This window comes from Herbaspirillum sp. CF444 (assembly GCF_000282135.1).
Taxonomy (GTDB): Bacteria; Pseudomonadota; Gammaproteobacteria; order Burkholderiales; family Burkholderiaceae_D; genus Herbaspirillum.
Map to the genome: position 1 here is coordinate 313199 of NZ_AKJW01000018.1, position 26557 is coordinate 339755.

The 26557-nt window shown below is 59.2% G+C and carries 31 protein-coding genes; 23 read left to right on the top strand and 8 right to left on the bottom strand.

The features are described 5' to 3' along the window. The first annotated feature begins 15 nt into the window (after window positions 1–15). The 4 genes from PMI16_RS25720 to PMI16_RS04920 all read left to right on the top strand — a co-directional run bounded on the left by PMI16_RS25720 (window position 16) and on the right by PMI16_RS04920 (window position 3084). Entirely contained in the window at window positions 16–360 is a 345-nt protein-coding gene (locus PMI16_RS25720; protein WP_157212522.1) for a hypothetical protein, read from the top strand. A 28-nt stretch (window positions 361–388) separates the two neighbouring features. Then, window positions 389–1099: a YoaK family protein gene (locus PMI16_RS04910; protein ID WP_051994581.1), complete on the top strand. Its 711-nt coding sequence runs from the start codon at window positions 389–391 to the stop codon at window positions 1097–1099. An 85-nt stretch (window positions 1100–1184) separates the two neighbouring features. After that, entirely contained in the window at window positions 1185–2108 is a 924-nt protein-coding gene (locus tag PMI16_RS04915) for a DedA family protein/thiosulfate sulfurtransferase GlpE (protein WP_007876975.1), read from the top strand. A 49-nt stretch (window positions 2109–2157) separates the two neighbouring features. Beyond that, window positions 2158–3084 carry a LysR substrate-binding domain-containing protein gene (locus PMI16_RS04920; protein WP_007876977.1) on the top strand — a complete coding sequence of 309 codons (927 nt, stop codon included), beginning with the start codon at window positions 2158–2160 and terminating at the stop codon, window positions 3082–3084. Between the two features lie 94 nt (window positions 3085–3178). On the opposite strand, the gene PMI16_RS04925 is transcribed toward PMI16_RS04920, so the two are convergent. The 5 genes from PMI16_RS04925 to xseA form a co-directional block, all read right to left on the bottom strand. Next, window positions 3179–3793, bottom strand: a complete 615-nt coding sequence (locus PMI16_RS04925; RefSeq protein WP_007876979.1) for an FMN-dependent NADH-azoreductase — start codon at window positions 3791–3793, stop codon at window positions 3179–3181. Between the two features lie 88 nt (window positions 3794–3881). Next, window positions 3882–4583 (bottom strand): pirin family protein, encoded by a 702-nt coding sequence (locus PMI16_RS04930; RefSeq protein ID WP_007876981.1) that lies wholly within the window; start codon window positions 4581–4583, stop codon window positions 3882–3884. A 274-nt stretch (window positions 4584–4857) separates the two neighbouring features. Beyond that, on the bottom strand, window positions 4858–5244 hold the full coding sequence (locus tag PMI16_RS04935) for an OsmC family protein (protein WP_007876982.1): 387 nt from the start codon (window positions 5242–5244) through the stop codon (window positions 4858–4860). A 126-nt stretch (window positions 5245–5370) separates the two neighbouring features. Next, entirely contained in the window at window positions 5371–5949 is a 579-nt protein-coding gene (gene sodB / locus PMI16_RS04940; RefSeq protein ID WP_007876983.1) for a superoxide dismutase [Fe], read from the bottom strand. Window positions 5950–6116: 167 nt separating this feature from the next. After that, window positions 6117–7499 (bottom strand): exodeoxyribonuclease VII large subunit, encoded by a 1383-nt coding sequence (gene xseA / locus PMI16_RS04945; RefSeq protein ID WP_007876984.1) that lies wholly within the window; start codon window positions 7497–7499, stop codon window positions 6117–6119. Window positions 7500–7835: 336 nt separating this feature from the next. Between xseA and PMI16_RS04950 the strand changes: the two genes are divergently transcribed. From PMI16_RS04950 to PMI16_RS05030, 17 genes are all read left to right on the top strand, one after another. Beyond that, a complete protein-coding gene (locus PMI16_RS04950; RefSeq protein ID WP_007876985.1) occupies window positions 7836–8441 on the top strand; it encodes a MotA/TolQ/ExbB proton channel family protein in 606 nt (201 codons plus the stop codon). Window positions 8442–8453: 12 nt separating this feature from the next. Further along, a complete protein-coding gene (locus PMI16_RS04955; RefSeq protein ID WP_007876986.1) occupies window positions 8454–8906 on the top strand; it encodes an ExbD/TolR family protein in 453 nt (150 codons plus the stop codon). Between the two features lie 53 nt (window positions 8907–8959). Beyond that, window positions 8960–9991 (top strand): tetraacyldisaccharide 4'-kinase, encoded by a 1032-nt coding sequence (gene lpxK / locus PMI16_RS04960; protein ID WP_007876990.1) that lies wholly within the window; start codon window positions 8960–8962, stop codon window positions 9989–9991. Further along, window positions 9972–10181, top strand: a complete 210-nt coding sequence (locus tag PMI16_RS04965) for a Trm112 family protein (RefSeq protein ID WP_007876991.1) — start codon at window positions 9972–9974, stop codon at window positions 10179–10181. The genes lpxK and PMI16_RS04965 overlap by 20 nt, the downstream gene beginning before the upstream one ends. A gap of 57 nt (window positions 10182–10238) precedes the next feature. After that, complete coding sequence (kdsB, locus tag PMI16_RS04970; protein ID WP_007876992.1) at window positions 10239–11042, top strand: 3-deoxy-manno-octulosonate cytidylyltransferase; 804 nt, start codon at window positions 10239–10241, stop codon at window positions 11040–11042. A gap of 288 nt (window positions 11043–11330) precedes the next feature. After that, window positions 11331–11987, top strand: coding sequence for an adenylate kinase (gene adk, locus PMI16_RS04975; RefSeq protein WP_007876994.1), 657 nt, complete (start codon window positions 11331–11333; stop codon window positions 11985–11987). A 235-nt stretch (window positions 11988–12222) separates the two neighbouring features. Continuing rightward, window positions 12223–14340 (top strand): sodium-translocating pyrophosphatase, encoded by a 2118-nt coding sequence (locus PMI16_RS04980; protein ID WP_034379273.1) that lies wholly within the window; start codon window positions 12223–12225, stop codon window positions 14338–14340. An 80-nt stretch (window positions 14341–14420) separates the two neighbouring features. Further along, complete coding sequence (locus PMI16_RS04985) at window positions 14421–15179, top strand: 3-hydroxyacyl-CoA dehydrogenase (protein ID WP_007876998.1); 759 nt, start codon at window positions 14421–14423, stop codon at window positions 15177–15179. A 99-nt stretch (window positions 15180–15278) separates the two neighbouring features. After that, window positions 15279–16475 carry a patatin-like phospholipase family protein gene (locus PMI16_RS04990; protein WP_007877000.1) on the top strand — a complete coding sequence of 399 codons (1197 nt, stop codon included), beginning with the start codon at window positions 15279–15281 and terminating at the stop codon, window positions 16473–16475. 124 nt (window positions 16476–16599) lie between these two features. After that, window positions 16600–16980 carry a ribonuclease domain-containing protein gene (locus tag PMI16_RS04995; RefSeq protein WP_007877002.1) on the top strand — a complete coding sequence of 127 codons (381 nt, stop codon included), beginning with the start codon at window positions 16600–16602 and terminating at the stop codon, window positions 16978–16980. Next, a complete protein-coding gene (locus PMI16_RS05000; protein ID WP_443134886.1) occupies window positions 16959–17426 on the top strand; it encodes a barstar family protein in 468 nt (155 codons plus the stop codon). The genes PMI16_RS04995 and PMI16_RS05000 overlap by 22 nt, the downstream gene beginning before the upstream one ends. A gap of 75 nt (window positions 17427–17501) precedes the next feature. After that, window positions 17502–18122 carry a phosphoribosylglycinamide formyltransferase gene (gene purN / locus PMI16_RS05005; RefSeq protein WP_034379275.1) on the top strand — a complete coding sequence of 207 codons (621 nt, stop codon included), beginning with the start codon at window positions 17502–17504 and terminating at the stop codon, window positions 18120–18122. A gap of 23 nt (window positions 18123–18145) precedes the next feature. Continuing rightward, window positions 18146–19402, top strand: coding sequence for an RsmB/NOP family class I SAM-dependent RNA methyltransferase (locus PMI16_RS05010; RefSeq protein WP_007877017.1), 1257 nt, complete (start codon window positions 18146–18148; stop codon window positions 19400–19402). Window positions 19403–19413: 11 nt separating this feature from the next. Further along, on the top strand, window positions 19414–19983 hold the full coding sequence (locus PMI16_RS05015; RefSeq protein WP_007877018.1) for a phospholipase D family nuclease: 570 nt from the start codon (window positions 19414–19416) through the stop codon (window positions 19981–19983). Window positions 19984–20021: 38 nt separating this feature from the next. Further along, entirely contained in the window at window positions 20022–21359 is a 1338-nt protein-coding gene (locus tag PMI16_RS05020; RefSeq protein WP_007877019.1) for a mechanosensitive ion channel family protein, read from the top strand. Between the two features lie 148 nt (window positions 21360–21507). Next, entirely contained in the window at window positions 21508–22704 is a 1197-nt protein-coding gene (locus tag PMI16_RS05025; RefSeq protein ID WP_007877020.1) for a DesA family fatty acid desaturase, read from the top strand. Between the two features lie 16 nt (window positions 22705–22720). Next, window positions 22721–23101 carry an MliC family protein gene (locus PMI16_RS05030; RefSeq protein WP_007877022.1) on the top strand — a complete coding sequence of 127 codons (381 nt, stop codon included), beginning with the start codon at window positions 22721–22723 and terminating at the stop codon, window positions 23099–23101. Window positions 23102–23239: 138 nt separating this feature from the next. On the opposite strand, the gene rpmG is transcribed toward PMI16_RS05030, so the two are convergent. The 3 genes from rpmG to radC form a co-directional block, all read right to left on the bottom strand. Then, window positions 23240–23407, bottom strand: a complete 168-nt coding sequence (gene rpmG / locus PMI16_RS05035) for a 50S ribosomal protein L33 (RefSeq protein WP_007877024.1) — start codon at window positions 23405–23407, stop codon at window positions 23240–23242. A 24-nt stretch (window positions 23408–23431) separates the two neighbouring features. Then, window positions 23432–23668, bottom strand: coding sequence for a 50S ribosomal protein L28 (gene rpmB, locus PMI16_RS05040; protein ID WP_007877026.1), 237 nt, complete (start codon window positions 23666–23668; stop codon window positions 23432–23434). A gap of 160 nt (window positions 23669–23828) precedes the next feature. Beyond that, a complete protein-coding gene (radC, locus tag PMI16_RS05045) occupies window positions 23829–24503 on the bottom strand; it encodes a RadC family protein (protein ID WP_007877028.1) in 675 nt (224 codons plus the stop codon). 98 nt (window positions 24504–24601) lie between these two features. Between radC and PMI16_RS05050 the strand changes: the two genes are divergently transcribed. Further along, entirely contained in the window at window positions 24602–25057 is a 456-nt protein-coding gene (locus PMI16_RS05050) for an FKBP-type peptidyl-prolyl cis-trans isomerase (protein ID WP_007877030.1), read from the top strand. Between the two features lie 10 nt (window positions 25058–25067). After that, window positions 25068–26030 carry a 4-hydroxy-3-methylbut-2-enyl diphosphate reductase gene (gene ispH, locus PMI16_RS05055; RefSeq protein ID WP_007877031.1) on the top strand — a complete coding sequence of 321 codons (963 nt, stop codon included), beginning with the start codon at window positions 25068–25070 and terminating at the stop codon, window positions 26028–26030. The last annotated feature ends 527 nt before the right edge of the window (window positions 26031–26557 follow it).

The window sequence follows — 26557 nt, forward strand, 5'->3', positions numbered from 1 at the left end:
CGTCGGGGAATGCTATTGGCGATCGACTTGTATTTGGCCGGCATCTTGTTGATACTGTCGAGGGACAGTGGCTTGCCGTTCCGTGGGTTGATAAGAAGAAACGGATGGGCAGGTTTTTGTTACCTTTCCATTTATCATCAATGCTTTTTACACATGTGGAGATCATGCCATCGCATTCGTTTTCTTCTTGTTTTTATGGACATGAAAGGCTGCTCTGCAAAATCGCCGAAGCATCCAGGCGGGAGCGTTGCCGAAGGTCGGTTCGGCTGGTTGCTGATGTTCGTCTTCGGCAGCATTGCACTGATGGGCGCGGGCCGTTTTTCGATCGACGCCGCATTGAGCCGGAAAGCCGGGGCCTGAGATGAGCTCAATCGGCAGCCTCGCTGTTATGCCCAGGATTCCTCGCGCCACCTGTCAGGGCGTCGCCATGAGTTTCCTGGCGGGTTATGTGGACACGGTCGGTTTTGTCGCCTTGTTCGGATTGTTCACGGCGCACGTCACCGGCAACTTCGTCCTGATCGGCAGCGAGCTGGCCAATCCTTCGCATGGCGTGCTGATCAAGTTCCTGGCGTTTCCCGCCTTCATCGGATCGGTGATCCTGACGCGGATGGCGGTGATCTGGCTGGAACGCAGCAACAAACCGGTACTGCCGTATGTGCTGATGCTGCAACTGTTGTTCCTGCTGGCGTTCATGGTGTTGGGGCAAAGCATTGCGCCCGTCGGCGTGGCCGATGCGAGAGCGACGACAGCCTTGCTGGCAGGCATGTTCGGCGCGGCGGCAATGGGTGTGCAGAACGCTGCCGCGCGCTTGATTTTGCCGCAATCGGCGCCAAGTACGGTCATGACCGGCAACGTCACGCAACTGGTGATCGACGTCGTGGATATCGTGCGCGGCGCAGCAGATCAGAGCGTGCGTCAGCGCTGCGTCAAGTTTTTCTGGCCTATCGTCGCCTTCGGCGTGGGCGCCGTCAGCGGGGCATTTGCTTACCGTTATGCCTTGTTCCTGGCCTTGTTGTTGCCTGCGGCGATTCTGGTGGCCATGATCTGGACGGAGTATCCGGGGCGAAAGTCGGGAGCGGCAACGTCTTCAACCCTATAATGAGCGCCTGGGCTGAATTCGGGCATCAAAAATAGGGATCTGCAGATCACGCTGCAGATCGACAGACAAGGGTAGTGGTGCGGCGATGACTTATTTGTATCACCTGATTGAACAGTACGGTCTGATCATCGTATTTCTGAATGTGCTGACCGAACAACTCGGCGCGCCCATCCCTGCCTACCCGACGCTGGTCATCACCGGCGCGTTGGCCTACCGCGGCCAGTATCCCGTTGCACTGCTGTTGCTGGTGGCGGTGGTGGCCGCACTGATCGCCGATTATGTCTGGTATCTCGCCGGCAGGCGCTACGGTCGTCGCATCATGTCGACGCTGTGCCGCATTTCCCTTTCTCCCGATTCCTGCGTGCGCCAGACCGAGTCCATCTATTCGCGCTGGGGTGCGCGCTCGCTGCTGGTGGCCAAGTTCATTCCCGGTTTCGCTTCGATTGCCAGTGCGCTGGCTGGCACCGTCGGCACCTCGCGCGGCAAGTTCATTTTGTATGACGGCCTCGGCGCCGCCTTGTGGGCCGGCGTGGCGATCTTCCTCGGCGGCCTGTTCAACACGGCCATCGACGACGTGCTTAACGTGCTGGCCGAACTCGGTCAGTACGGCATGATGCTGGTGGCGATCGGATTCGCCGTCTTCGTCGCCAGCAAGTGGTGGCAACGCCGGCGCTTCCGCAAGTCGCTGGAGATGGCGCGCATCTCCGTCGGCGAACTGGACGGCCTGCTCAAGAGCGGCGTGCGTCCGACCATCGTCGACGTGCGCTCGCCGGCGTCGCAACAGGCCGGGCGCATTCCCGGCGCGCTGACGATTTCCAATCAGGAGATCCAGACTTTTGCCTTCGACGCGCCGATGGAGGATGAAGTCATCGTCTATTGCGCCTGTCCCAACGAGGCCTCGGCCGCGCTGGTCGCCAAGCAGCTCATGCGGCGCGGCTACAAGCGCGTGCGGCCGCTGACCGGCGGCATCGACGCCTGGGTCGCCGCCGGTTACTCGGTCGAAGCCTGATCGGCTTTTTCATTTCGCTTTTTTATTTCATCCTTCTCCGGAAGTCTTCATGTTCAGAATCAGTCTCGACGCCTTGTTGATTCTCGATGCCATCGATCGGCGCGGTTCGTTCTCGGCGGCCGGTCTTGAGTTGCATCGCGTGCCTTCGACAATCTCTTACACCGTGTCGAAGCTGGAGCAAGACCTCGGCGTGCAGGTGTTCGAACGGCAAGGGCCGAAAGTCGTGCTCACGCGCGCCGGTGAAGAGTTGCTGAAAGAAGGGCGCTATCTGCTCAAGGCCGCCGAAGATCTCGAACATCGCGTGCGCCGCGTCGCTTCGGGCTGGGAGACCGAATTCACGATCGGTCTCGATTCCTTGTATTCCGCCGCGTCGCTGGAACCCGACATCGTCGCCTTTTATCAGGTCGCCGACCGCACGCGTTTGCGTATTGCACGCGAGTCGCTGGCCGGCACCTGGGAAGCCTTGCTCGATCGCCGCGTCGATCTGCTGATCGCGGCGCCAGGCGAAGGTCCGGCGGGCGGCGGTTATGTCGCGGAGCAGATCGGCACGGTGAAATTTGTTTTCGTGGTGGCGCCGCATCATCCGCTGGCGAAGATGAACAAGGTCCTGAGCAAGGCCGACCTGCACCCGTATCGCGCCATCAGCGTGGCGGACTCGGCACGCAAGATGCCGCCGCGTACCGTCGGCCTGCTGTTCGGTCAGGATACGCTGACCGTGCCCGACATGCGCAGCAAATACGCTTTGCAGCTGGCCGGGGTGGGCTTCGGATTCTTGCCGGAGCCGTGCGTGCAAAAGTCGATCGCATCCGGCGCGCTGATCGTGAAGGAAGTGGAAGAGCCGCGTGCGGAAGAAAGCTTCTCGCTGGCCTGGCGTGTGGGGGAAGATGGTGCTGCGCTGACATGGTGGCTCAAGCGCATGCGCGAAACCGATATCCTCAAGCGGATGCTGTCGCAGATCGCTGACGGCGGTTTGTAGATTTCATTTAACAAATGTTAAAAAAGCGCGACAGCTTGTGGCTGTCGCGCTTTTTTTTTATGGATGCCTGTCGGATCGATCAGGCAGCAAGCAATCAGGCTGCAATCAAGGCGCCGATCGTTTCGCGAGTTTGTGCGACAGCTTTTTCAACAGCCGCTTCGCCCATGCCCAAGCCTTCGCTGTGCACGAAGGTGACGTCGGTCATGCCGATGAAGCCCAGCACGGCGCGCAGGTAGGTTTCATGGAAGTCCATGACCTTGGCCGGGCCTTCGCTGTAGACGCCGCCACGCGAGGTGAAGACGTAAACCTTCTTGCCCTGGATCAAGCCGACCGGGCCGGTTTCGGTGTACTTGAACGTCACGCCGGCACGCGCCACGTGGTCGATCCAGGTCTTCAGCGTCGAGGTGATCGAGAAGTTGTACATCGGTGCGCCGATGACGATGATGTCGGCGGCGTTGACTTCGGCGATCAGTTCTTCGGAGACCTTCACCAGCGCCTGTTGCTCGGCGCTGCGCTTGTCGGCAGGCGTGAAGAAGGCGCCCAGCTTTTGCTCGTCCAGATGGGGAATCGGGTTGGCGGCGACGTCGCGTTCGACCACGACGCTGCCAGGCTGGGAAGCTTGCAGCTTGGCGACGAATTCGCCGGCGACCTGGCGCGAGATGGAGCCGGTGCTGCGTGCGCTGCTGTTGATGAAGAGGATGTTTGCCATGATTTTTCCTTGAGTGTGCGTTGTGTTTGGGTGTGAGAAGCCATGCACCGCCGCAGTGGCGGTGCAATGACTTGTTTGCGTTGATGGATTAGTAAGGCAGGTCGAAGAGCAGGAATTCAGCCGCTTCGGCCTTCTCGAAGGTGATCAGGCTTTCTGCGCTGATCTTGATCGCATCGCCGCCGGACAATTGCTTGCCGTTGACGGTGAGCTGGCCGCGGATCAGGTGCACGTAGCCCAGGCGTTTGGCGCCCAGCGCGTGTTCCAGTTTGGCGTCGCCGTTCAGGATCGAGGCAAAGATCGATGCATCCTGATGGATCAGCACCGAGTTGTCGCGACCGTCGGACGAAGCGATCAGGCGCAGCTGGCCTTGCTTTTGCTCCGGAGTGAAATTCTTCTCTTCGTAGCTTGGCGCAATGCCCTTCACGTTCGGCTGGATCCAGATCTGCAGGAAGTGCACCGGTTCCGTCTTCGAGTGGTTGAACTCGCTGTGGCGCACGCCGCTGCCGGCGCTCATGCGCTGGACGTCGCCGTAATGCAGGACCGAACCCGTGCCCATGCTGTCCTTGTGTTCCAGCGCGCCGTCGAGGACATAGGAGATGATTTCCATGTCGCTGTGGCCGTGCGTGCCGAAACCCATGCCCGGCGTGACGCGGTCTTCATTGATGACTTGCAGCGGACCGAAGCCCAGGTGTTCCGGATCGTAGTAATGACCGAACGAAAATGTATGGTGCGAATTCAACCAACCGTGATCGGCGACACCGCGTTCGTTGTTTTTGCGAATTTGAAGCATGATTTTCTCCGTCGGTTAGTGCGAACAAGGGCGTTTTCCACCTTGGAAAAGTGCCTTCTGTTTGCATGATTAAGTGGACAGAACGGAGTATGCGCGGGGCGAAATGAAAAGAAAAACGGAAAGATTTGTGATCTATCATCGAATTATTCGATGATTTAAATAAGTCATTGATAAATAAGTACTTATTTTATTTTTAATATGTGTTTATAGTGAGTTTTTACGAATTTTTAACGTTTATTTTCAATAAAAATCGAAAATATGCCCAGCAAGCGATCTACACGAAGGCCGTGCGTATCGGCGTGCCTTCGCGCAGCGTTTTGGTAACCGGCGTCTTTTCGCAGATTTCGCCGAGACGCGTGATCTGTTCCGGCGTCAGCGCATTGCCGAAGGTGACCGTGCGCTCGATGTTTTCCAGGCCGCAGTCGTCGCGGGAAAAGCGCGCGTCGATGTGGATGGTGCCGAGGTCCCAGCCCTTGCGGTCGGCATACATGCGCAGCGTCAGCGAAGTGCATGCGGCCAGCGCGGCCAGCAGCAACTCGTATGGCGCCGCGCCGGTATCGGTGCCGCCGTTGTTGGCCGGTTCATCCGCTTGCAGCTGATGGGTGCGGGCGCGAATGCGCTGCGCGTAGCCGGCGTCGTTGTGCAGGTGGACGGTCGCCATGATGTTCTCCTTCAATGCAGGGATGAGGATGACTGATTGTTGCACATTCCATTTTCAAGTTTCCACCCGGCGTAAAAAAAGCCTGCACGCAGGCAGGCTTTTTCCAAGAGCAAAAACCGGATTTGCTTATGCGAAATTCTTCGCTGCGAAATCCCAGTTCACGATGCCCCAGAATGCTTCTGCATACTTCGCGCGTGCATTGCGATAGTCGATGTAGTAGGCGTGTTCCCAGACGTCGATGGTCAGCAATGCCTTGCTGTCGGTGGTCAGCGGTGTGCCGGCGCCGGTGGTGTTGACGATGTCCAGCGTGCCGTCGGCTTTCTTGACCAGCCATGTCCAGCCCGAACCGAAGTTGGCCAGGCCTTGCTTGGTGAACTCTGCCTTGAAGGCGTCGAAAGTACCCCACTTGGCGTTGATGGCGTCAGCCAGTGCGCCGCTTGGAGCGCCCGCGCCCTTTGGCGTCAGGCCGTTCCAGTAGAAAGTGTGGTTCCAGATTTGCGCTGCGTTGTTGAACACGCCGCCGGAGGACTTCTTGATGATGTCTTCGAGCGACAGGTTTTCGAATTCGGTGCCGGGGATCAGGTTGTTCAAATTGGTCACATAGGTCTGATGGTGCTTGCCGTAGTGGTATTCGAGCGTTTCCTTGGAAATGGTCGGCGCCAGTGCGTCCAGTTCATAAGGCAGTGCCGGGAGGGTATGTGCCATGGTGAATCCTTTCGGGTTTGTTGATTAAAACAAGGTTTTTATTCTGAGTCTGTGATTCTAAAGCGGATAGCGATTCTTTGCACTCCCGGAAGCGGCTTCCCGAGGTGTCGGAAGTCTGAATCCCGTGTAGGAAATTCGCGCACCCGGCACGCAAAACGTGATGATTCTCAATCAAGCGTCGGCTGCACGCTGGCGATGCCGACTTCGGCGCTGCCTTCGGCCAGCCGCAGCGTCACATTGCTGCGCGGCTGCAACTCCGATGGCGCGCGCAAGACTTTGCCTTTGCCGTCGGTGACGATGGCGTAACCGCGCTCCAGCGTACGCTGCGGATTGAGCAGTTCAAGCTGGGCGTTCTGCGCCGCCAGCAACTGGCGCTTGTGCTGACTGAGCAGGGCAACGGCGTTGCCGATGCGGCGCTGCCGGTCGTTCAGCACGAGGCGCGCAGGGCGCGTGTCGGGCAGCCGGTTCTGCAGCCGCATCTGCAAATGCTGGAGCTGGTAGCGCGCCTTCGTGACCGGCGTGCGGGTGGCGTGCTCCAGCCGGGCTTGCAGCGCATTGAGCTTGACGCGCTCATGCGTGATGTAGGCAGTCGGGCTGACCAGGCGGCGCGACATCCAGTCGACGGTCTGGCTGCGTTCGGTCAGCTGGCGCTTGAAGGCGCGCGTCAGGTCGAGCGCGTGGCTGTGCAGTTCGGCCAGCCATTCGTTGCGCGGCGTGGCGCACAGTTCGGCGGCGGCGGTCGGCGTCGGCGCGCGCAGGTCGGCGGCGAAATCGGCAATCGTGAAATCGGTCTCGTGGCCCACGCCGGCAATCACCGGCACCGGGCAAGCCACGATGGCGCGCGCGACGGCTTCGTCATTGAAAGCCCACAGGTCTTCCATGCTGCCGCCGCCGCGGCCGACCAGCAGCACGTCGCATTCGGCGCGCTGCGAGGCGATCTGGAGGGCGCGCGCAATCTTGGCGCCGGCGCCTTCTCCCTGCACCGGCGTCGGATACAGGATCACCCGCACATGCGGGGCGCGGCGGCGCAGCGCGGTCAGGATGTCATGCAACGCCGCTGCCTGCGGGCTGGTGACGATGCCGATGCAGCGCGGGAAAACCGGCAGGGGACGCTTGCGATCGGGAGCGAACAGGCCTTCGTTTTCCAGCTTTTCTTTCAGGCGCAGGAAGGCTTCGTAGAGATTGCCGACGCCGGCACGGCGGATCGCTTCGACATTGAGCTGATAGTCGCCGCGCGGCGCATAGAGCGTGACCAGCGTGCGCACCTCGACCTTGTCGCCTTCGCGCGGCGAGAAGCCGGCATGCTGGGCGCGGCCCTTGAACATCACGGCGCGCACCTGGGCGGCATCGTCTTTCAGCGTGAAATACCAATGGCCCGATGCCGCGCGGGTAAAATTGGATATTTCACCGGATACCCAGACCAGCGGAAATGTCCGTTCCAGCACGCGCGCGACCGCCTGATTGAGCGCCGAGACGGCGAGTACCGGTGGGCCGGCCGGTGTGGTAGCTGCGGCAGAGTGCGGCGGGCTGGAAAAATCGTCGAGGGCCATGTGTCTGTGATGAAGCCAGGTGAAGGTCGGAGGGTATTGCCTGTTCTGTGCACGTTTTCTGCTCAGACAGGAAAAATGCTTTGAAATCAAAGGCTTTGTTTGTTGCCAAGGCCGTTGTTCACAAAGTTATGCACAGAAAATGTGGGTAAAGTGCACAGGCTTTGCCAACATTGCCAAGCATGCTTGCAAGGCGCGATTTTAAAGCTGTTTTGCGGCTACGTCCGGCCAAATGCATCTTGGCCTTGCCGGGCAGGGGGCAACGCGTTACATTCTGCACCGGAAAATTAATCCGTATTTGTTCGATATTCGTTCCATCAGTCATCAAAGGAGTCCCTCTTGTTCGCAATCATCCAAGCCGCAGGCTGGCCGATCTGGCCGTTGTTGATCGCCTCCGTCATCGGCCTTGCGCTGATCATCGAAAGACTCTTGTACCTGCGTCGCTCGCGCATCCTGCCCGAAGACCTGCTGCCGGAAGTGGTGCGCGTCTATGAAAGCGGCCGCGTCAACGAGGATGTGATCGACAAGCTGGAACAGAATTCGCCGCTGGGCCAGGTGCTCGCTGCCGGTTTGCGCAACGTCGACGCGCCGCGCGAAGTCATGAAGGAAGCCATCGAAGAAGCCGGCCAGGCCGCCGCGCACCGTCTGGAGCGCTATCTCACCACGCTGGGCACGATTGCTTCGCTGGCGCCGCTGATGGGCCTGTTCGGCACGGTCATCGGCATGATCGAAATTTTCGCCTCGCAAAACGCCGCCGGCACCAATCCCGCGCAGCTGGCGCACGGTATTTCGATTGCCTTGTACAACACCGGTTTCGGCCTGGCGATCGCGATGCCGGCGCTGGTGTTTTACCGCCACTTCCGCGCGCTGGTCGACGGTTTCGTGGTCGATATGGAGCAGCAGGCGGTGAAATTCGTCGACGTAGTGCACGGCGCGCGTCAGTAAAAAGGGAATGCCATGAATTTTCGCAAAGGCCGCGCACGGGAAGACCTGGAAATCAACCTGATTCCCTTCATCGACGTCCTGCTGGTGATCGTGATCTTCCTGATGGTGACCACGACCTACAGCAAGTTCACCGCCTTGCAGATCACGCTGCCGACCGCCGATGCGGAGAAGGCGCTGGAGCAGCCGTTTGAACTGAATGTCGCCGTCGACGCGCAAGGACATTACGCCATCAACAACGTGCAGATCGCCGCGCGCGACGTCAACGGCATCGCCCGGGAATTGCAGAGCGCGGTCCAGGCCAACGAGGCCAATGTTGCCGCCGGCACCGCGAAAGTCGATCCGGTGGTCATTATCAATGCCGATGCGCTGGCGGCGCATCAGACCGTGATCAATGTGCTGGAAGCGGCGCGCACGGCGGGTTTTTCGCGGGTGACATTTGCTGCGCAAAGCAGCAGCGGCAAGTGAGTAATAGCAAGTAATTGCGGACGCTGTTTTCGTTTCTCTGACCAGGCCCACTTTTGTCCGATCACACTACCTTTGCATCCGCCTTGACGCGCGCCTGGATGCGGCGCGGCTGGCTGGCGTGCCTGTTGTGGCCGCTGTCGCTGCTGTTCGGGGGAATTGCACTCGCGCGGCGCGTCTTGTATCGCGTCGGCATCAGACAGGCGACGCGTTTGCCGGTGCCTGTCATCGTGGTCGGCAACATCTTTGTCGGCGGCACCGGCAAGACGCCGCTGACGATCTGGCTGGTGCAGGCCTTGCGTCAGGCCGGCTATACGCCGGGCGTGATTTCGCGTGGCTATGGCTCCAGATCGGGCGAGGTGCGTGAAGTGACATCGGCATCGCTGGCGCAGGACGTCGGAGATGAGCCCTTGTTGATTGCTGAACGTGGCGCTTGCCCGGTGATGGTGGGACGCGCCCGCGTCGCAGTTGCCGAAGCCTTGCTGGCAGCGCATCCAGAGGTCGATGTGATTGTGTCGGACGATGGTTTGCAGCATTACGCCATGGCGCGCGATGTCGAGATCGTCTTGTCGGATGCGCGCGGCAACGGTAACGGTTGGCTGTTGCCGGCAGGGCCTCTGCGCGAACCGGTGTCGCGCCGTCGCGATTTCAGCGTGTGCAATGTCGGCAGTGACGGCAGCGTTGCCATTGCGCCGGCCGGCACTGTTGCCATGCAGTTGACAACCGATCAGGTGGAGCTGTTGAAGGACAGGGCCTGCAAACAGCCGCTGGAGGCGCTGAGCCAGGCCGAGGGTATCGCCGCCGTCGCCGGCATCGGCAATCCCTCGCGTTTTTTTGCGACGCTGAGCCAGGCCGGCCTGAACTTTGAAGCAGTGGCGTTGCCGGATCATTATGATTTCGCGCAGAACCCTTTCGCCGGCCTGTCGGCCGCGCTGATCCTGATCACCGAGAAGGATGCAGTAAAATGCAGGGCAATTGAGGCCATCAAAAACGACCCGCGCATCTGGGTCGTGCCCGTGACGGCGCGCATAGACGGCGCGCTGGTTGAACATATAGTGGAGAAACTCCGTGAACGCCCGACTGCTTGATATTCTCGTATGCCCGATTTGCAAGGGGCCGCTCGAGTTCGACAAAAAAGCCCAGGAACTGATTTGCAACGGCGACAAGCTGGCTTATCCGATTCGCGACGGCATTCCCATCATGTGGGCCGACGAAGCGCGCGATCTCGCTGTTGTACCGGCAGCGCCTGCGGCTCCTGGTACATCGGCGGCCGAATAAGCTTCCGTCCGTCATCGACCCGTTCCCGTTTTTGCTGACCGTCTGATTGCACCCGCCATGTCCTTTACCGTCATCATTCCCGCCCGTCTTGCTTCCACCCGCTTGCCGAACAAGCCTCTGGCCGACCTCGGCGGCAAGCCGATGATCGTGCGCGTGGCGGAACGGGCAGCCTTGTCGGGCGCGGCGCGCATCGTGGTGGCGACCGATCACCGCGATATCTATGCCGCCTGCGAGCAGCACGGCATCGATGTCGCCATGACGCGCGCCGACCATCCTTCCGGCACCGACCGCATCGCCGAAGTGGCGGCCGCGCTGGATCTGGCCGACGACGCCGTGGTGGTGAACGTGCAGGGCGACGAGCCTTTGATCGATCCGGGCCTGATCGCGGCCACCGCTGGTCATATCAAGTCGGACGTACCGATGGCGACTGCTGCGCACAGCATCGAGCTGCTGCCGGAGATGTTCAATCCGAATGTCGTCAAGGTGGTGCTGAACAAGGAAGGCCGCGCCATGTATTTTTCTCGCGCGGCGGTTCCCTGGCATCGCGACGGTTTTGCTCAGTCGAAAGAACGCCTGTCCGAGCTGCACAGCCATGAATTTGCGCCGTTGCGGCATATCGGCATGTACGCCTACACCAACAAATTCCTGCAGATCTACCCGACGCTGACGGCGTCGCCGCTGGAGCGCATCGAGGCGCTTGAGCAATTGCGCGTGCTCTGGCACGGCTATTCGATTGCGGTGCACGTGACGTCGCTGCTGCCGGAAGCCGGGGTCGATACGCCCGAAGACCTGGAGCGCGTGCGCAAGCATTTCGAAGCGCCGCCGGACAGTCCGCTGATCACGGCAATTTCCGCTTTGTAATTTTTATTCCTGAAGATGTTGATCCGATGCGAACCATATCGTTATCGAATATGCATCGGCGCCCGCTTTGTAAGTCTGCTGTCATTCTCGCCAGCGATAATTCAGTAAACCGGGCTGCCTAAAAAATAGGCGTTTGTCATGATCCGGTAAGATTTTGTGGTAAGTTTCGTACAGAGCAGAGATACACGGCGTCAACAGAGACAATCGCCTTCGATGGCAACAATTGGATAAGTTGGTACGTTCAGTGGCCATCGCAACAGAATTCAAAACTTCAATTTAGGAAAAAATATGCGCCTCATCCTTCTAGGAGCGCCTGGTGCCGGTAAAGGTACGCAAGCCACTTTTATCAAGGAAAAATACAATATTCCGCAGATTTCGACCGGCGACATGCTGCGCGCCGCCGTCGCTGCCGGCACGGAACTGGGCATCGCCGCCAAGAAGGTCATGGACGCAGGTGGCCTGGTGTCCGACGACATCATCATCGGTCTGGTCAAGGATCGCCTGAAGCAGGCTGATTGCGCCAACGGTTACCTGTTCGACGGTTTCCCGCGCACCGTGCCACAGGCCGACGCCATGAAGGATGCCGGCGTCAAGATCGACTACGTACTGGAAATCGACGTTCCCGACAGCGCCATCGTCGAGCGCATGAGCGGCCGTCGCGTGCACCAGCCTTCGGGCCGCACCTACCACGTCAAGTTTAATCCGCCGAAGGTCGAAGGCAAGGACGACGTCACCGGCGAAGCGTTGATCCAGCGCGACGACGACAAGGAAGAAACCGTCAAGAAGCGTCTGTCGGTGTATCACGAACAGACCGAAGTGCTGGTCGGCTATTACGGCAAATGGGCGGAGTCGGGTCAACCGGGCGCGCCGCAGTATCGCAAGATCGCCGGGGTCGGACCGGTGGAGCAAATCAGAGAGAGTGCATTTGCGGCACTGTCGTCATAAAATGAAGCGGACCATGTGTCCGCTTTTTTTATGCCCGTCATCGGGACGCAGCGGTAATATCGGCAGGAATGGCAGGTGAAAGGCAGCGAAGGGGTATAGCCCGGCATCACATAAAAGATCCATAAGAAAAAGGGCGACGTAAAGTTTTGCAGTACGCAGTGTCTGCACCGGTTGACGAGACCAGCGCAGAAGGTCGTGATTGTTTACTTTGTCGTGATAACAAGGAGGAGACATGATGGCAGGAGCCTTATGGTTTGCCGTAGCATGCGGCGTCGTCGCAGTGATCTACGGTCTCATTTCCCGCAGTTGGATTCTCAAGCAGGACCCCGGCAACCAGCGCATGCAGGACATCGCAGCCGCAATTCAGCAAGGCGCCGCAGCTTACCTGGCGCGTCAATATCGCACCATCGCGCTGGTCGGCGTGGTGCTCCTCATCGTCATCGCATTGATTCCCGGCCTCGGCTGGATTACGGCGCTCGGTTTCCTGATCGGCGCGGTGTTGTCGGGCGCGTGCGGTTTCATCGGCATGAACGTCTCGGTGCGCGCCAATGTGCGCACCGCGCAGGCGGCGACCAAAGGCATGAACGAAGCGCTCAACGTGGCGTTTCGCGGCGGCGCCATCACCGGCATGCTGGTGGTTGGGCTGGGTTTGCTGGGCGTAGTGCTGTTTTTCTGGTGGCTGTTCCTGCGCGGCGTCGGCAACGCGCCGTCGCTGCATGACGCCATCCAACCCTTGATCGGCCTGGCGTTCGGCGCTTCGCTGATTTCCATCTTTGCGCGTCTGGGCGGCGGCATCTTCACCAAGGGCGCGGACGTTGGCGCCGATCTGGTCGGCAAAGTCGAAGCCGGGATTCCCGAGGACGACCCGCGCAATCCCGCGGTGATCGCCGATAACGTGGGCGACAACGTCGGCGACTGCGCCGGCATGGCGGCGGACTTGTTCGAGACTTACGTGGTTACGCTGATTGCCACCATGTTGCTGGGCAGCCTGATGATCAAGGGCGCCGAGGTTCTTGCGGTGCTTTATCCCTTGCTGCTGGGCGGGGTGTCCATCCTGGCGTCGATCATCGGCTGCACCATGGTCAAGGTCGCGCCCGGCAAGAAAATCATGTCGGCCTTGTACACCGGCTTGTGGTGGTCGGCGGGCTTGAGTCTTGTTGGCTTTGCCATCGTGACCTGGACCGTGTTGCCGCCGGAATTGCGCGTGCCGCTGATGGGTTCCGCCGTCATCGGCATCGTGCTGACCGGCCTCATGGTCTACATCACCGAGTACTACACCGGCACCGACTTCAAACCGGTCAAGCATATCGCCGAAGCCTCCACCACCGGTCACGGCACCAACATCATCGCCGGCCTCGGCGTGTCGATGAAGTCGACCGCGTATCCGGTGCTGGCGGTGTGCGCGGCGATCCTGGCGTCGTACTGGCTGGCCGGTTTGTACGGCATTGCGATTGCGGCAACCTCGATGCTGTCGATGGCCGGCATCATCGTGGCGCTGGATGCTTACGGTCCGATCACCGACAATGCCGGCGGCATCGCCGAAATGTCGGGCATGCCGGAATCGGTGCGCGCCATTACCGATCCGCTCGATGCCGTCGGCAATACCACCAAGGCGGTGACCAAAGGCTACGCCATCGGTTCGGCCGGCCTGGCGGCGTTGGTGCTGTTCGCCGATTACACGCATGCGCTGGATTCGGTGGGCAAGAGCACGTCCTTCGACTTGTCCAATCCGATGGTGATCGTCGGCCTGTTCATCGGCGGCCTGATTCCCTACCTGTTCGGCGCCATGGCGATGGAAGCAGTGGGGCGTGCAGCCGGCGCGGTGGTGATCGAAGTGCGCCGCCAGTTCAGCGAAATCAAGGGCATCATGGATGGCAGCGGCAAGCCTGAATACGACAAGGCCGTCGACATGCTGACTTCGTCGGCGATCAAGGAAATGATCATCCCATCCTTGCTGCCGGTAGTCGTGCCGATCATCGTCGGTTTGCTGCTCGGGCCGGCGGCGCTGGGCGGTTTGCTGATGGGGACCATCGTGACCGGTTTGTTTGTCGCGATTTCGATGACCACCGGCGGCGGCGCCTGGGACAACGCCAAGAAATACATCGAAGACGGCCATCACGGCGGCAAGGGTTCCGATGCGCACAAGGCAGCCGTCACCGGGGATACGGTGGGCGATCCCTACAAGGATACGGCCGGTCCCGCAGTCAATCCGCTGATCAAGATCATCAATATCGTGGCCTTGCTGCTGGTGCCGCTGCTACCGGCGCCAGCATTGACCGCGGCATCGGCGGTCGTGCCTGCTGCGGTAACCGAGACAACTGCTGTTGTTGTGACCGTCCCCGTGGGAAAATAGCCTTCCCCATCCCACAAGGATGATCACAAGACGACCGGCATGGGTACTCCATGCCGGTCTTTATTATTGGAGAACGAGACATGCAGATTGCTGGACAGGTGTTTGTAGTAACGGGCGCGGCATCGGGATTGGGCGCGGCAACCGCGCGCATGCTGGCGGAAAACGGCGGCAAAGTGGTGCTGGCCGATTTGCAGGAAGAAGCCGGCGCAAAGCTCGCCGCCGAGTTGCAAGGCAAGTTTGTGCGCTGCGACGTGACGACGGAAGAAGACGGTCTCAAGGCGATCGAAGCCGCAAAGCAACTGGGCACGCTGCGCGGCCTGGTCAATTGCGCCGGCATCGCGCCGGGCGCCAAGCTGATCGGCAAGGATGGTCCGCACGCCATGGCCCTGTTCCAGAAAACGCTGAACATCAACCTGGTGGGTACCTTCAACATGGCCCGTCTGGCGGCTGACGCCATGAGCAAACTCGAGCCTGCGGAGCAGGGCGAGCGCGGCGTGATCATCAACACCGCCTCGGTAGCGGCCTTCGACGGCCAGATCGGGCAGACGGCGTATTCGGCATCCAAGGCGGCGATCGTCGGCATGACGCTGCCGATGGCGCGCGACCTGGCGCGCAGCGGCATTCGCGTGATGACGATTGCGCCGGGGATTTTCGAGACGCCGATGATGATGTCCATGCCGCAGGAAGTACTGGATTCGCTCGGCGGCGCAGTGCCGTTTCCGCCGCGCCTGGGCAAGGCGACCGAGTATGCCCACCTGGCCAAAACTATCATCGAGAACCTCATGCTCAACGGCGAAACCATCCGTCTCGACGGCGCCATTCGCATGCCGCCAAAATAGAATAGTTACGTAATTTTTCTTTGCGTATTTTTGGCAACACCTCGTATTTTTGCTGGTTAAATTGCACCTGAAGCGCGTACGCCCTGCTAAGCTGTTGGCATGGAGTCAACAGATAAAAAAACGGGACTGATCCTGACTGGCGGCGGCGCACGCGCGGCTTATCAAGTCGGCGTGCTGAATGCTTTGTCCATGATTTTGATGGAGTCCGGCTGGCCGGCCCATCGGAATCCTTTCCAGATCATCTGCGGCACCTCGGCCGGCGCCATCAATGCGACCGCGCTGGCGTGTCGCGCCGACGATTTCGGCGAAGGCGTGCGCGAGCTGATGAGCGTCTGGTCGAACTTCCGCGTCGAGCAGGTCTACCGCGCCGATTCTCTCGGCGTGATCCGTTCGGGCGCGCGCTGGCTGTCGCTGTTTTCCTTCGGCTGGCTGCTGCGCAAATGGCGCGCCAACCCACCCAATTCCCTATTGGACAACACGCCGCTGGTCACCATGTTGCATCGCCTGCTGGATTTGCCGCGGCTGGACGACGCGCTGTCCAACGGCACCTTGCATGCGCTGGCGGTGACGGCTTCGTCCTATACCGGCGGCCAGCATCTGACCTTTTATCAATCGATGCAGGAAATCGAGCCGTGGCGGCGCACCCAGCGCGGGGCCATCCGCGACCAGATCGGCGTCGAGCATTTGCTGGCGTCGTCGGCGATTCCGTTCATCTTTCCGGCGATCCCGATTTTTTACGAAGGCCGGCGCGAATATTTCGGCGATGGTTCGATGCGCCAGATCGCGCCGATTTCTCCGGCAATTCACCTGGGCTCCAGCAAGATCCTGGTGATCGGCGCCGGCCGCATGGGCGAGCGCTCCGAAGCGCCGACCGAGCTGGCGCAGTATCCGAGCCTGGCGCAGGTGGCCGGTCATGCCCTGTCGAGCATCTTCCTCGACGGACTGGCCGCCGACATCGAGCGCACCAACCGCGTCAATCAAACCTTGTCCATACTCACTCCCGAGCAACGCGCCAAGATGCCTTTGCGGCCGATCGAGGTGCTGGTCATTTCGCCGTCCGAACGCATCGACGAAATCGCCAGCCGCCACGTCAACAGCCTGCCGCGCCCGGTCCGGGTGATGCTCGGCGGCATCGGCGCCACCGAAGTGCGTGGCGCCGCGCTGGCTTCCTATCTCCTGTTTGAACAGAGCTTCACGCGCGAGCTGATCAGCCTCGGCGAACGCGATACCTACGCCATGCGCGACCAGGTTCTTGCATTTTTTGAACCAGATCGGGCACTGGCGCTCCAAGCCTGAGCTTCAGGCTCCTGCTTTGCAGAACGCAGATACGGGTTGCTTGGTTTGAAGCAAAACGTTACTCTACGCAATGGTATTGCGAAAAATTAATACTTGTGCAACATAAAATAATGCGAGCCTGCTCTTGAAGACAACCTTTCTGAAACAGTGGTGTGTATTTCTCGCAGCGCTGCTGTTATCGTTTTCCGTATTCGCCAAAGGCTCGCCTGGCGCTGATGTCGGCGACGTCGCAGCGGGCAGTCTGCCGCAGGAAGCGCAGCAGACGCTGGCCCTGATCAAGCAAGGCGGCCCTTATCCGTATGCCAAGGACGGCGTCGTGTTCGGCAACTATGAAGGGGTTTTACCCAGGCAGAAGCGCGGGTATTATCACGAATTCACCGTGAAAACGCCGAAAGCGCGCAATCGCGGCGCCCGCCGGATCATCTCCGGCGGCAATCCGCAAACGTCGGGTGAGTACTATTACACCAAGGATCACTATCAGACATTCCAGCGCATCAGGGAATGAACAAGCAGATTCTGGTTGCAGCATCCATTGCAAAATCTGAGGGAGAAATGAGTTTATTTAAAACGGTGCCGCCAAATGTTGTGCAGTCTATCCGCGCCTTTCGCGTGAGCGACTTGCAGGAAGAGGCTGCTCGTCTTGGCCAGCACTTTCTGTACGCCTATTGCGCCGAGGCAATGACGAAGCAGCAGGTCCTGGCGATCATTGCCGGCGCTTTTCATTTTCCCCGCCATTTCGGCAAGAACTTCGATGCGCTGGGAGACTGCCTGACCGACCTGACGCACAAGTCCGGTCCGCAGCCAGGCTTCATCGTTGTCCTGGAGCAATTGCCGAATACGCAGAAATTCGACAAGGAAGCCCGGGAAACCTTGCTGGACGTATTCCGCGATGCCGCGGACTTCTGGGCCGACAAGAAAATTGCTTTCCGCGTTTTTTACTCATTTCAGTAACATCCACCCGCCCGTCGTCGCATTTTTGGGGATTTTTCGCCAAATTGGTCCCGGGCAGCGGTTACAATGCCGACCATGAGAAGCATTGTTATCCTGATTTCCGGACGCGGCAGCAACATGGAAGCCATCGTCCGGGCCGCACAGGCTGAAAGCTGGCCTGTTTCCATCGCAGCAGTCATCAGCAACCGGGCCGATTCGGCCGGTCTCGATTTCGCCCGGCAGCGTGGTATTGCGACCGCGGTCGTCGCCAACAAGGACTATCCCACACGCGAGCAGTTCGATAGCGCTTTGCGTGCAGTCATCGACGGTTTTACTCCCGATCTGGTGGTGCTGGCCGGTTTCATGCGTATCCTGACGGCACCCTTTGTCCAGCACTACGCCGGACGGATGCTGAATATCCATCCGTCGCTGCTGCCGTCCTTTCCCGGATTGGCAACGCACCGGCAGGCGCTGGCAGTGGGCGTCAAGTTGCATGGCGCAACGGTGCATTTCGTCACGCCCGACCTGGATCACGGCCCCATCGTGATACAGGCGGCGGTGCCGGTGCTGAGCACCGACAGCGAAGAAGTGCTGGCCGAGCGCGTGCTGCAACAGGAACATCTAATTTACCCGCGCGCTGTGCGCTGGTTCGTCGAAGGCAAGCTGCGCCTGGACCATGGTCGTGTTCATATCGACCCGTCCGCCGAGCAAGCCTGAATCATCACTTTGAAGGAAGCAGTATGAGATTGCCACCCGCAATCGTTCCCCACACGGAAGAAGTCTTGCGTGAAATTTTACGTTTTACCGGTCCTGCCGACGTGACGCTGTCGCGCTATTTTCGCGAGAATCCCAAGCTGGGCGGTCGTGAACGCGGCGTGATCGCGGAAGCGGTCTACGGCTTGTTGCGCAACAAGTCGGTTTACACCAATTTCGCCGAATCCGGCGTCGGCCCGATGATGCGTCGCATGGCGCTGCTGGGCCTGACGGATACCGTCAGCATTGAATCGATCGCCGGTTTGTCGGCGGAAGAAGTCGAATGGCTGACGCGCACCGCGCAAATCGACCGCAATAAATTACCGCTGGCCATGCGCGCCAACTTGCCGCCCTGGCTGCTGGACAAGCTGATCGCGCGCGACGGCGAAGCTGCCGCGATGGAACTGGCCGATGCCATGAATCAGCCAGCGCCGCTGGATCTGCGCGTCAACGCCATCAAGGCCAATCGCGACGACGTCGCGGCGGAACTGGCGGCAGCGCCGATTCTGTGCGAGCCGACTCCCTATTCGCCGCTGGGTTTGCGCGTCATCAAAAAACCGGCGCTGCAGAATCTGCCCCTGTTCAAGGATGGCGCGATCGAAGTGCAGGACGAAGGCAGCCAGTTGCTGGCGCAGATCGTCGGCGCCAAGCGCGGCGAGATGGTCGCCGATTTCTGCGCGGGCGCGGGCGGCAAGACATTGGCGCTCGGCGCCAGCATGCGCAACACCGGCCGTTTGTATGCCTTCGACGTGTCCGAAAAGCGCCTGGCCAAGCTGAAGCCGCGCCTGGCGCGCAGCGGCCTGTCGAACGTGCATCCGGTCATGATCGCGCACGAGAACGACGCCAAGGTCAAACGCCTGGCCGGCAAGATCGACCGGGTTCTGGTCGATGCGCCTTGCAGCGGTCTGGGCACCTTGCGCCGCAATCCCGACATGAAGTGGCGGCAGACGGTGGAAACCATCGCCGAGATGCATGCCAAGCAGGTCAGCATCCTGACCAGCGCAGCGCGTCTGGTGAAAGCAGGCGGTCGCCTGGTCTACGGCACCTGCAGTTTTCTCAACGAAGAAAACGAAGACGTCGTGACCGAGTTCATGCAAAACAATCCCGACTTCACGCTGGTGCCGATGGGCGCCGTGCTGGAAGAACAAAAGATCGCGCTGGAAATGGGAGACTACCTGAAGCTGCTGCCGAATCTGCATCAGACCGACGGTTTCTTCGCTGCCGTATTGGAACGCAAGAAATAATGCGGACAGGGATGTTGCCCGTGCGCCGGGCTGTCTGGCTGTCGCTGGCGTTGTTGTCCGTCGGCGGCGCAGCGCAGGCTTTCGATGCCGGGTCGCAAGCGAAGCCGATGGCGGCGCAGGGCACCCTGCAAGTCGCGTTTGCACCGGGCGACGACATCGAAGGACTGATCGCCGAGACGCTCGACCAGGCTCGCAAGCAGGTGTTGGTGCAAGCTTATATCCTGACGAGCAAGCCGCTGACCGCTGCATTGATCGCCGCGCGCAAACGCGGTATCGACGTGCGCGTGCTGGTCGATGCAGAGCAGCTCAACAAGTCGGGCCGCGATCGCATTGCGGAGATGCAGCATGCCGGCATCACGGTCCGGCAAGAAACGAAATACAAGAACGCGCACAATAAAGTCATCGTCATTGACGCCGACAACGCCGACGCGACGGTGATTACCGGCAGCTATAATTTCACTTGGACTGCGCAGAACAAGAACGCAGAAAATATCCTGGTCGCTCGCAAAAATCCGCCTCTCGCCGCCAGATATGCCGCCAACTGGATGCGCCATTTCCAGGATGCAGAGGCTTACCAATAAGATTGACTACATAGCGCGCCTGTCTCGCTACAAGGACCATGTCGACTTTGTTATCCGATTTCTACGAATACCTGTTTGGCGATCTGGCTCCGCTGGAACTGGCGCGCCAGTTCATCGTCATTCTCCTGTGCGTGCTGGCGGGCCTGGGTTTGTCGCGCTGGGTGCGCAAGCTGTTCACGCTGTCAGGCAGCGAGGACAGCGTCGTCAACATCGGCGTCAAGAGTTTCGTGCGGGTGTTGTCGCCGCTGCTGATCCTGATCCTGCTGGCGCTGGCGCGGCTGGTGCTGATCCGGCTGAAGCTGCCGGTGACGCTGTGGCAGGTCATGCTGCCGCTGATGATTTCGCAGGTGGCGATGCGCTTCGTGTTTTACGTGCTGCGCCGGATTTTCATCAAGGACGCGACGGCCGGCGCCTTCCTCCAGCTGTTCGAAAAAGTCTTCGCGGCGCTGGTCTGGATCTGCGTGCTGCTGTACATCACCGGCCTGTGGCCCGAGCTGGTCGACTATCTCGACGAGACCATGCTGCCGCTGGGCCGCCACAAGACCTCGTTGCTGACCATTTTGCAGGCTACGGCGTCGGTATTGGTGACATTGATCATCGCCATGTGGGCCGGCGCCATGCTGGAAGACCGGCTGATGAAGCTCAACACCATGCACTCGTCGCTGCGCACCGTGGTGGCGCGGCTGGTACGGGCGATCCTGATCCTGGTGGCGATTCTGGTCAGCTTGTCGCTGGTCGGCATTGATCTGACGGTGCTGTCGGTGTTCGGCGGCGCCCTGGGCGTCGGCCTCGGCCTGGGTTTGCAAAAGATCGCCAGCAGCTATGTATCGGGCTTCGTGATCCTGCTGGAGCGCAGCCTGGCCATTGGCGACATGGTCAACGTCGACCGCTATTTCGGCAAGGTCACGCAGATCAATACGCGCTACACTATTCTCGAAGGTCTGGACGGCATCGAATCGGTGTTGCCGAACGAAATGTTCATGTCCAGCCCGGTGCAAAACTACTCGCTGAATCGAAAAATTATACGTCTGGCAACACAAGTTACCATTTTGTATCAGGACGATATCGAAACGGTCTTGTCTATGCTGGAGCAGGCCACGATTGCCGTGGAGCGGGTTTCCGACCAGATCCTGCCGCAAGCCTTGCTGCTCAAGATCGGCGAGGACGGTTTGCAGTTGGAAATAGGTTTTTGGATCACCGATCCCGAAAACGGTCGGCTGAATGTGCTGTCGGACGTTAACAGGGCTATCTGGCGGGTATTCAAAACCCAGGGAATCCAGGTGGCGCATCCAAAACGCGACATTCGCGTGATGGATCAGCGCAGTTTTGAACAAAGTATTGTCAGTCAGGCATCTTCCGCGCACAAGGATGCATAATCAGCGTACAATGCCGGAAAATACAAGAATATAAGTGGTAGATAGTTGCAACTTCGGATTGCAACTCAAGTTTCAATCCGGTCGCCTCTCCGCTGGCGACTCAGCTTGGCAAGTTCAATTGCCGTGAAGTATTTCTTTTGGAGTGGTAATGACTGTAGATTCGATCCTGGACTTTCTTTCGAACGGTTTGCTGCATGCGACCGGTTGGCAGATTTTCTTTTATACCCTGATCATGACGCACATCACGATTGCGGGTGTGACCATTTACCTGCATCGTTGCCAGGCGCACCGTGCGCTGGATCTGCACGCCATTCCAAGCCATTTCTTCCGCCTCTGGCTGTGGATGACCACCGGCATGGTCACCAAGGAATGGGCTGCGATTCACCGCAAGCACCACGCCAAGTGCGAAACCGAAGAAGATCCGCACAGCCCGCAAGTGCGCGGCATCAAGAAAGTGCTGCTGGAAGGCGCCGAACTGTATCGCGCCGAGTCCAAGAACGCCGAAACCATGGAAAAGTACGGCCATGGCACGCCGGACGACTGGGTCGAGCACAACATCTACAGCAAATACGGCTGGCAAGGCGTTGGCCTGATGCTGATCATCAACGTCATGCTGTTCGGCGTCATCGGTCTGACCGTGTGGGCCGTGCAGATGCTGTGGATCCCGATCACCGCCGCCGGCATCATCAACGGCATCGGTCACTACTGGGGCTACCGCAACTACGATTGCAACGACGCTGCGACCAACGTGTTCCCATGGGGCATCATCATCGGCGGCGAAGAACTGCACAACAACCATCACACTTTCGGCACATCGGCCAAGCTGTCGTCCAAGTGGTATGAGTTCGACATCGGCTGGATGTACATCCGCATCCTGGAAATGATGGGTTTGGCCAAGGTCAAGAAGGTTGCTCCGGCGCCGAAGTTCGATCGCCAGAAGCTGGTCGCCGACTTCGACACGCTGCAATCCGTGATCGCCAACCGCTACGACGTCATGTCCAAGTATGCCAAGTCGCTGAAGCGCGCCTGGGCTGACGAACTGGAACATCTGGCCGAGAAGGCCAAGCTGGAATCGCGTTTCCTCAAATCGTCCAAGAAGCTGCTGCAACGCGAGCCGGCCAAACTGGAAGACGGTCAGAAGCAACAATTGTCCGAACTCTTCACCCACAGCAAGGCGCTGCAAACCATGCACGAAATGCGTGTGGAACTGGGCTCGATCTGGGGTCGCTCCAACTCGACGCGCGAACAGCTGCTGCATCAGTTGCAAGACTGGTGCGTGCGCGCCGAAGCCTCCGGCATCCATGCCTTGCGCGACTTCGCGCAGCGCTTGCGTAGCTACGCTTAATTTGTCACGGTCGGCTGTGGGTAAAATCTTTTCTTCGGTTTTGCTCGCGGCCGTCGCCGCTTCGGCGGCATTTCCCGGCGCAACGCTGGCGAAAACTTCCACGCTTACTCTTCCCGGCATCAAACTTCAAAGCCAGCAACGCGTGATTTATCGCTGTGCGGGCGATGTCCGTCTGCCGGTGCGTTACCTGAACACCGACGCCGGCTCCATGGCCTATCTGCCGGCGGGAGGCAAGAAGCTTCTGTTCGTCAGCGTGATGGCGGCTTCCGGCGTGAAATATGTTGCCGGCAACTACACCTGGTGGACCAGGGGTAATGAGGGATTTCTGACGGATGAAACGCAAGGGGACGACGCCGATCCGGTCCTGAAGGATTGCCGGCAGATTGAGCAGTGGTAGTGCTTTATCGTCGTGTGTCGCCGGCGATGCGTGCAGAGGAGTGCAATATAATCCCGACGAAAATTTTGCCAGCCGCACAGGCATAAAAAAGCCCCGCAGATAATATCGCGGGGCTTTTTTTCTACAAGAGGGGATCAATTACTTGATCTTGGTCTCTTTGTATTCGACGTGCTTGCGTGCCTTGGGATCGAACTTCATGATCGCCAGTTTTTCAGGCGTTGTACGCTTGTTCTTTGTCGTGGTGTAGAAGTGACCTGTACCTGCGGTCGACTCCAGCTTGATTTTGTCGCGGCCGGATTTAGCCATGATAGATTTCCTTTACTCTGCTAGTTAGACTTTTTCGCCGCGAGCACGCATGTCGGCCAAAACGGCATCAATGCCGACTTTGTCGATTACGCGCAAACCAGCGTTGGACAAGCGCAGGGAAACCCAGCGGTTTTCCGACTCAACGAAAATGCGACGGTTTTGCAGGTTAGGCAAAAAGCGACGCTTGGTCTTGTTGTTCGCATGGGAAACGTTGTTGCCGACCATCGGCCCCTTCCCGGTGACTTGGCAGACACGTGCCATGTTAGTACTCCTTAAAAATTCCAGAAATTGGAAAAAAGGAGAGTATATAGAGAAAACTCTGATTTTTCAATGACTTGCGAAAAACAATTGTGTCGTTGATTGTTTTTAAATTTAACAATTGGACTTGGGCCTCTGAATCTCGTCTATTCACGACCAGTTCTCACAGTTGCCCGTGTTCCGCAAAAGAGTAGGTCTGTCGCCCGGCCACCACAATATGGTCGAGAACCTTGATGTCGACCAGGCCCAGGGCTTGTTTGAGATTAGTGGTCAGGTGCAGGTCGGCCTCACTCGGATCGGCTTCGCCGGACGGATGGTTATGCGCCAGGATCAGGCCGGCCGCATTGTGCGCCAGCGCCGCCTTGACGATTTCGCGCGGATAGACGCTGGCATGCGTCAGGGTGCCGCGAAACAGCTCTTCCGACGCGATCAGACGATTTTTGACGTCGAGGAAGAGGACGACGAAGGCCTCGTAGGCTTTTCCCTGCAAGAGCAGTTGCAGATACTGCTTCACGGCCTGCGGGGAACTGAGCGTTGCGCCGGTGCGCAGCTCCTCCGACAGCGCGCGCCGTGCCAGTTCCAGCACGGCCTGCAATTGCGCATACTTGGCCGGTCCCAGTCCGTTGATGCGGGAAAAATCGGCCAGCCTGGCGGCGAACATGGCTTGCAGCGAGCCGAAGTGTCCCACCATGTCGCGCCCCAGATCGACGGCGCTTTTGCCGGCCACGCCGACGCGCAGGAACACCGCCAGCAATTCGGCGTCAGACAGCGCATGAGCGCCTTGCTTGATCAGCCGCTCGCGCGGGCGCTGGTCTTCCGGCCAGTCGGTAATCGCCATGGGGTCCTTTGTTAGCTGGTTTAAGTCGGGGCTTGTTTTTACGGAGTCGGGCAAGGTGGCTTACAATAGCGGGCTGTCACGCTTACTGAATATTCTTCATGTCCAACCCATCTGTCCCGGTCGTCACCGAAAACGCCTACCTCACGTTGCACTATCGCCTGGCATCCATGGCCGGCGAAAACATCGTCAGCACCTTTGAGGAAAAGCCCGCCACGCTGCAATTCGGTCAGGGCCAACTGGCGCCGTTTCTTGAGGCTTGCCTGCTTGGATTGGAGGAAGGCGTGCATCAGACGTTTGAGCTGTCGCCCGAGAAGGCCTTTGGACCGCGCAACCCGGAATTGATTCAGCGCATCTCGCGCGCGACGCTGGAAGAAAACTCGTCCATGGACGAAGACTATCGCGTCGGCGACCTCGTCGATTTTGCCGCACCCGGCGGCGGACGCTTTGCCGGCGTGCTGCGCGAGATTGACGAGCAGGGCGCGCTGTTCGATTTCAACCATCCGTTGGCCGGACAAACGCTGAAATTTGAAGTAAAAATCATCGGGATTCTGTAAGGTGCTCGATATGGATAAGCAAGAACCTGAAATTCTATTGGCCCAACCGCGCGGTTTCTGTGCCGGCGTCGATCGCGCGATTGAAATCGTCGAGCGCGCGCTGACGCAATTCGGCGCGCCGATCTACGTGCGCCATGAGATCGTGCACAACGCCTACGTCGTTGCCGACCTGCGCAGCAAGGGCGCCATCTTCATCGAAGAGTTGGCCGACGTCCCGGCCGGCAACACCGTCATTTTTTCTGCGCACGGCGTTTCCAAGGCCGTGCAGGCCGAAGCGCTGGAGCGCGGCCTGGCCGTGTTCGACGCCACCTGCCCGTTGGTCACCAAGGTCCACATGGAAGTGGCCAAGATGCGTCGCGAAGGCCGTGAGATCATCATGATCGGCCACGAAGGCCATCCCGAAGTCGAAGGCACCATGGGCCAGACCGAAGCCGGCATGTATCTGGTGGAGACCGTCGACGATGTCATGAAACTCGCGGTTACCGATCCTGATCTGCTGGCCTACGTATCGCAGACCACGCTGTCGGTGGACGACACCACCGACATCATCGCCGCGCTGAAGAGCAAATTCCCCAACATCGCCGAGCCGAAAAAAGGCGACATCTGCTACGCCACCACCAATCGTCAGGAAGCCGTCAAGTTCATGGCGCCGCAAGTCGACGTCGTGATCGTGGTCGGCAGCCCCAACAGCTCCAACTCCAATCGCCTGCGCGAAGTGGCCGAGAAAAAGGGCGTGCCGGCCTACATGGTCGACAACGCCGATCTGATCAATGCCGACTGGCTGGTCGGCAAGAAACGCATCGGCGTCACCGCCGGCGCGTCGGCTCCCGAAGTGCTGGTGCAGGCCGTCATCGACAGGCTCAAGGAAGGCGCAACACGCAGTGTTCGCATTCTCGACGGGATTGAAGAAAATGTGACCTTTCCCATGCCCAAAGGCCTGGGTGGCGGGCGCTCCATCGTCAGCAACGGGTAAGCATTCCGGCGGCGGAATACGCCGCTTGCTCTGCAAGCGCAACAGATCAAAGCGTACTCCGGTGCGCTTTTTTTACGCCTTCAATTGAGCGGACGCTCAGTCCTGACGCGGATTTGCGTCTGTTCTCGTATTACGGGATCGGCTTAGGTATAATCCCGCTCCAACCGGCGAGCCCCCACAAGGGATGCTCGTCTTCTCGATATCATCAGACCTTTCGACCAAGAAGGAGCGCAACCGATCATGAGCATCCGCATGAGCACTTTCAATTATCCGCCCCAGCTTGCCCGTGCACGCTCCATCTTGACGCGTTTCTCCGACTTCTCGTCTTATCTGCATTCATAGCATTCAGCGCTGAATGCCTTGTCCGGCATGGCCATCGGCCATTTTCAACGATTCTCCGATCGGGAACGGTTTTTGCTCTACAGCTCGCATGCAATCGTAGATGTTCAGGCATCTTGCATCGACATATCTCATTGACGTTACGAATTTAGGAAGCAGGTATTCTTATGGACATATTCATCCAGCAA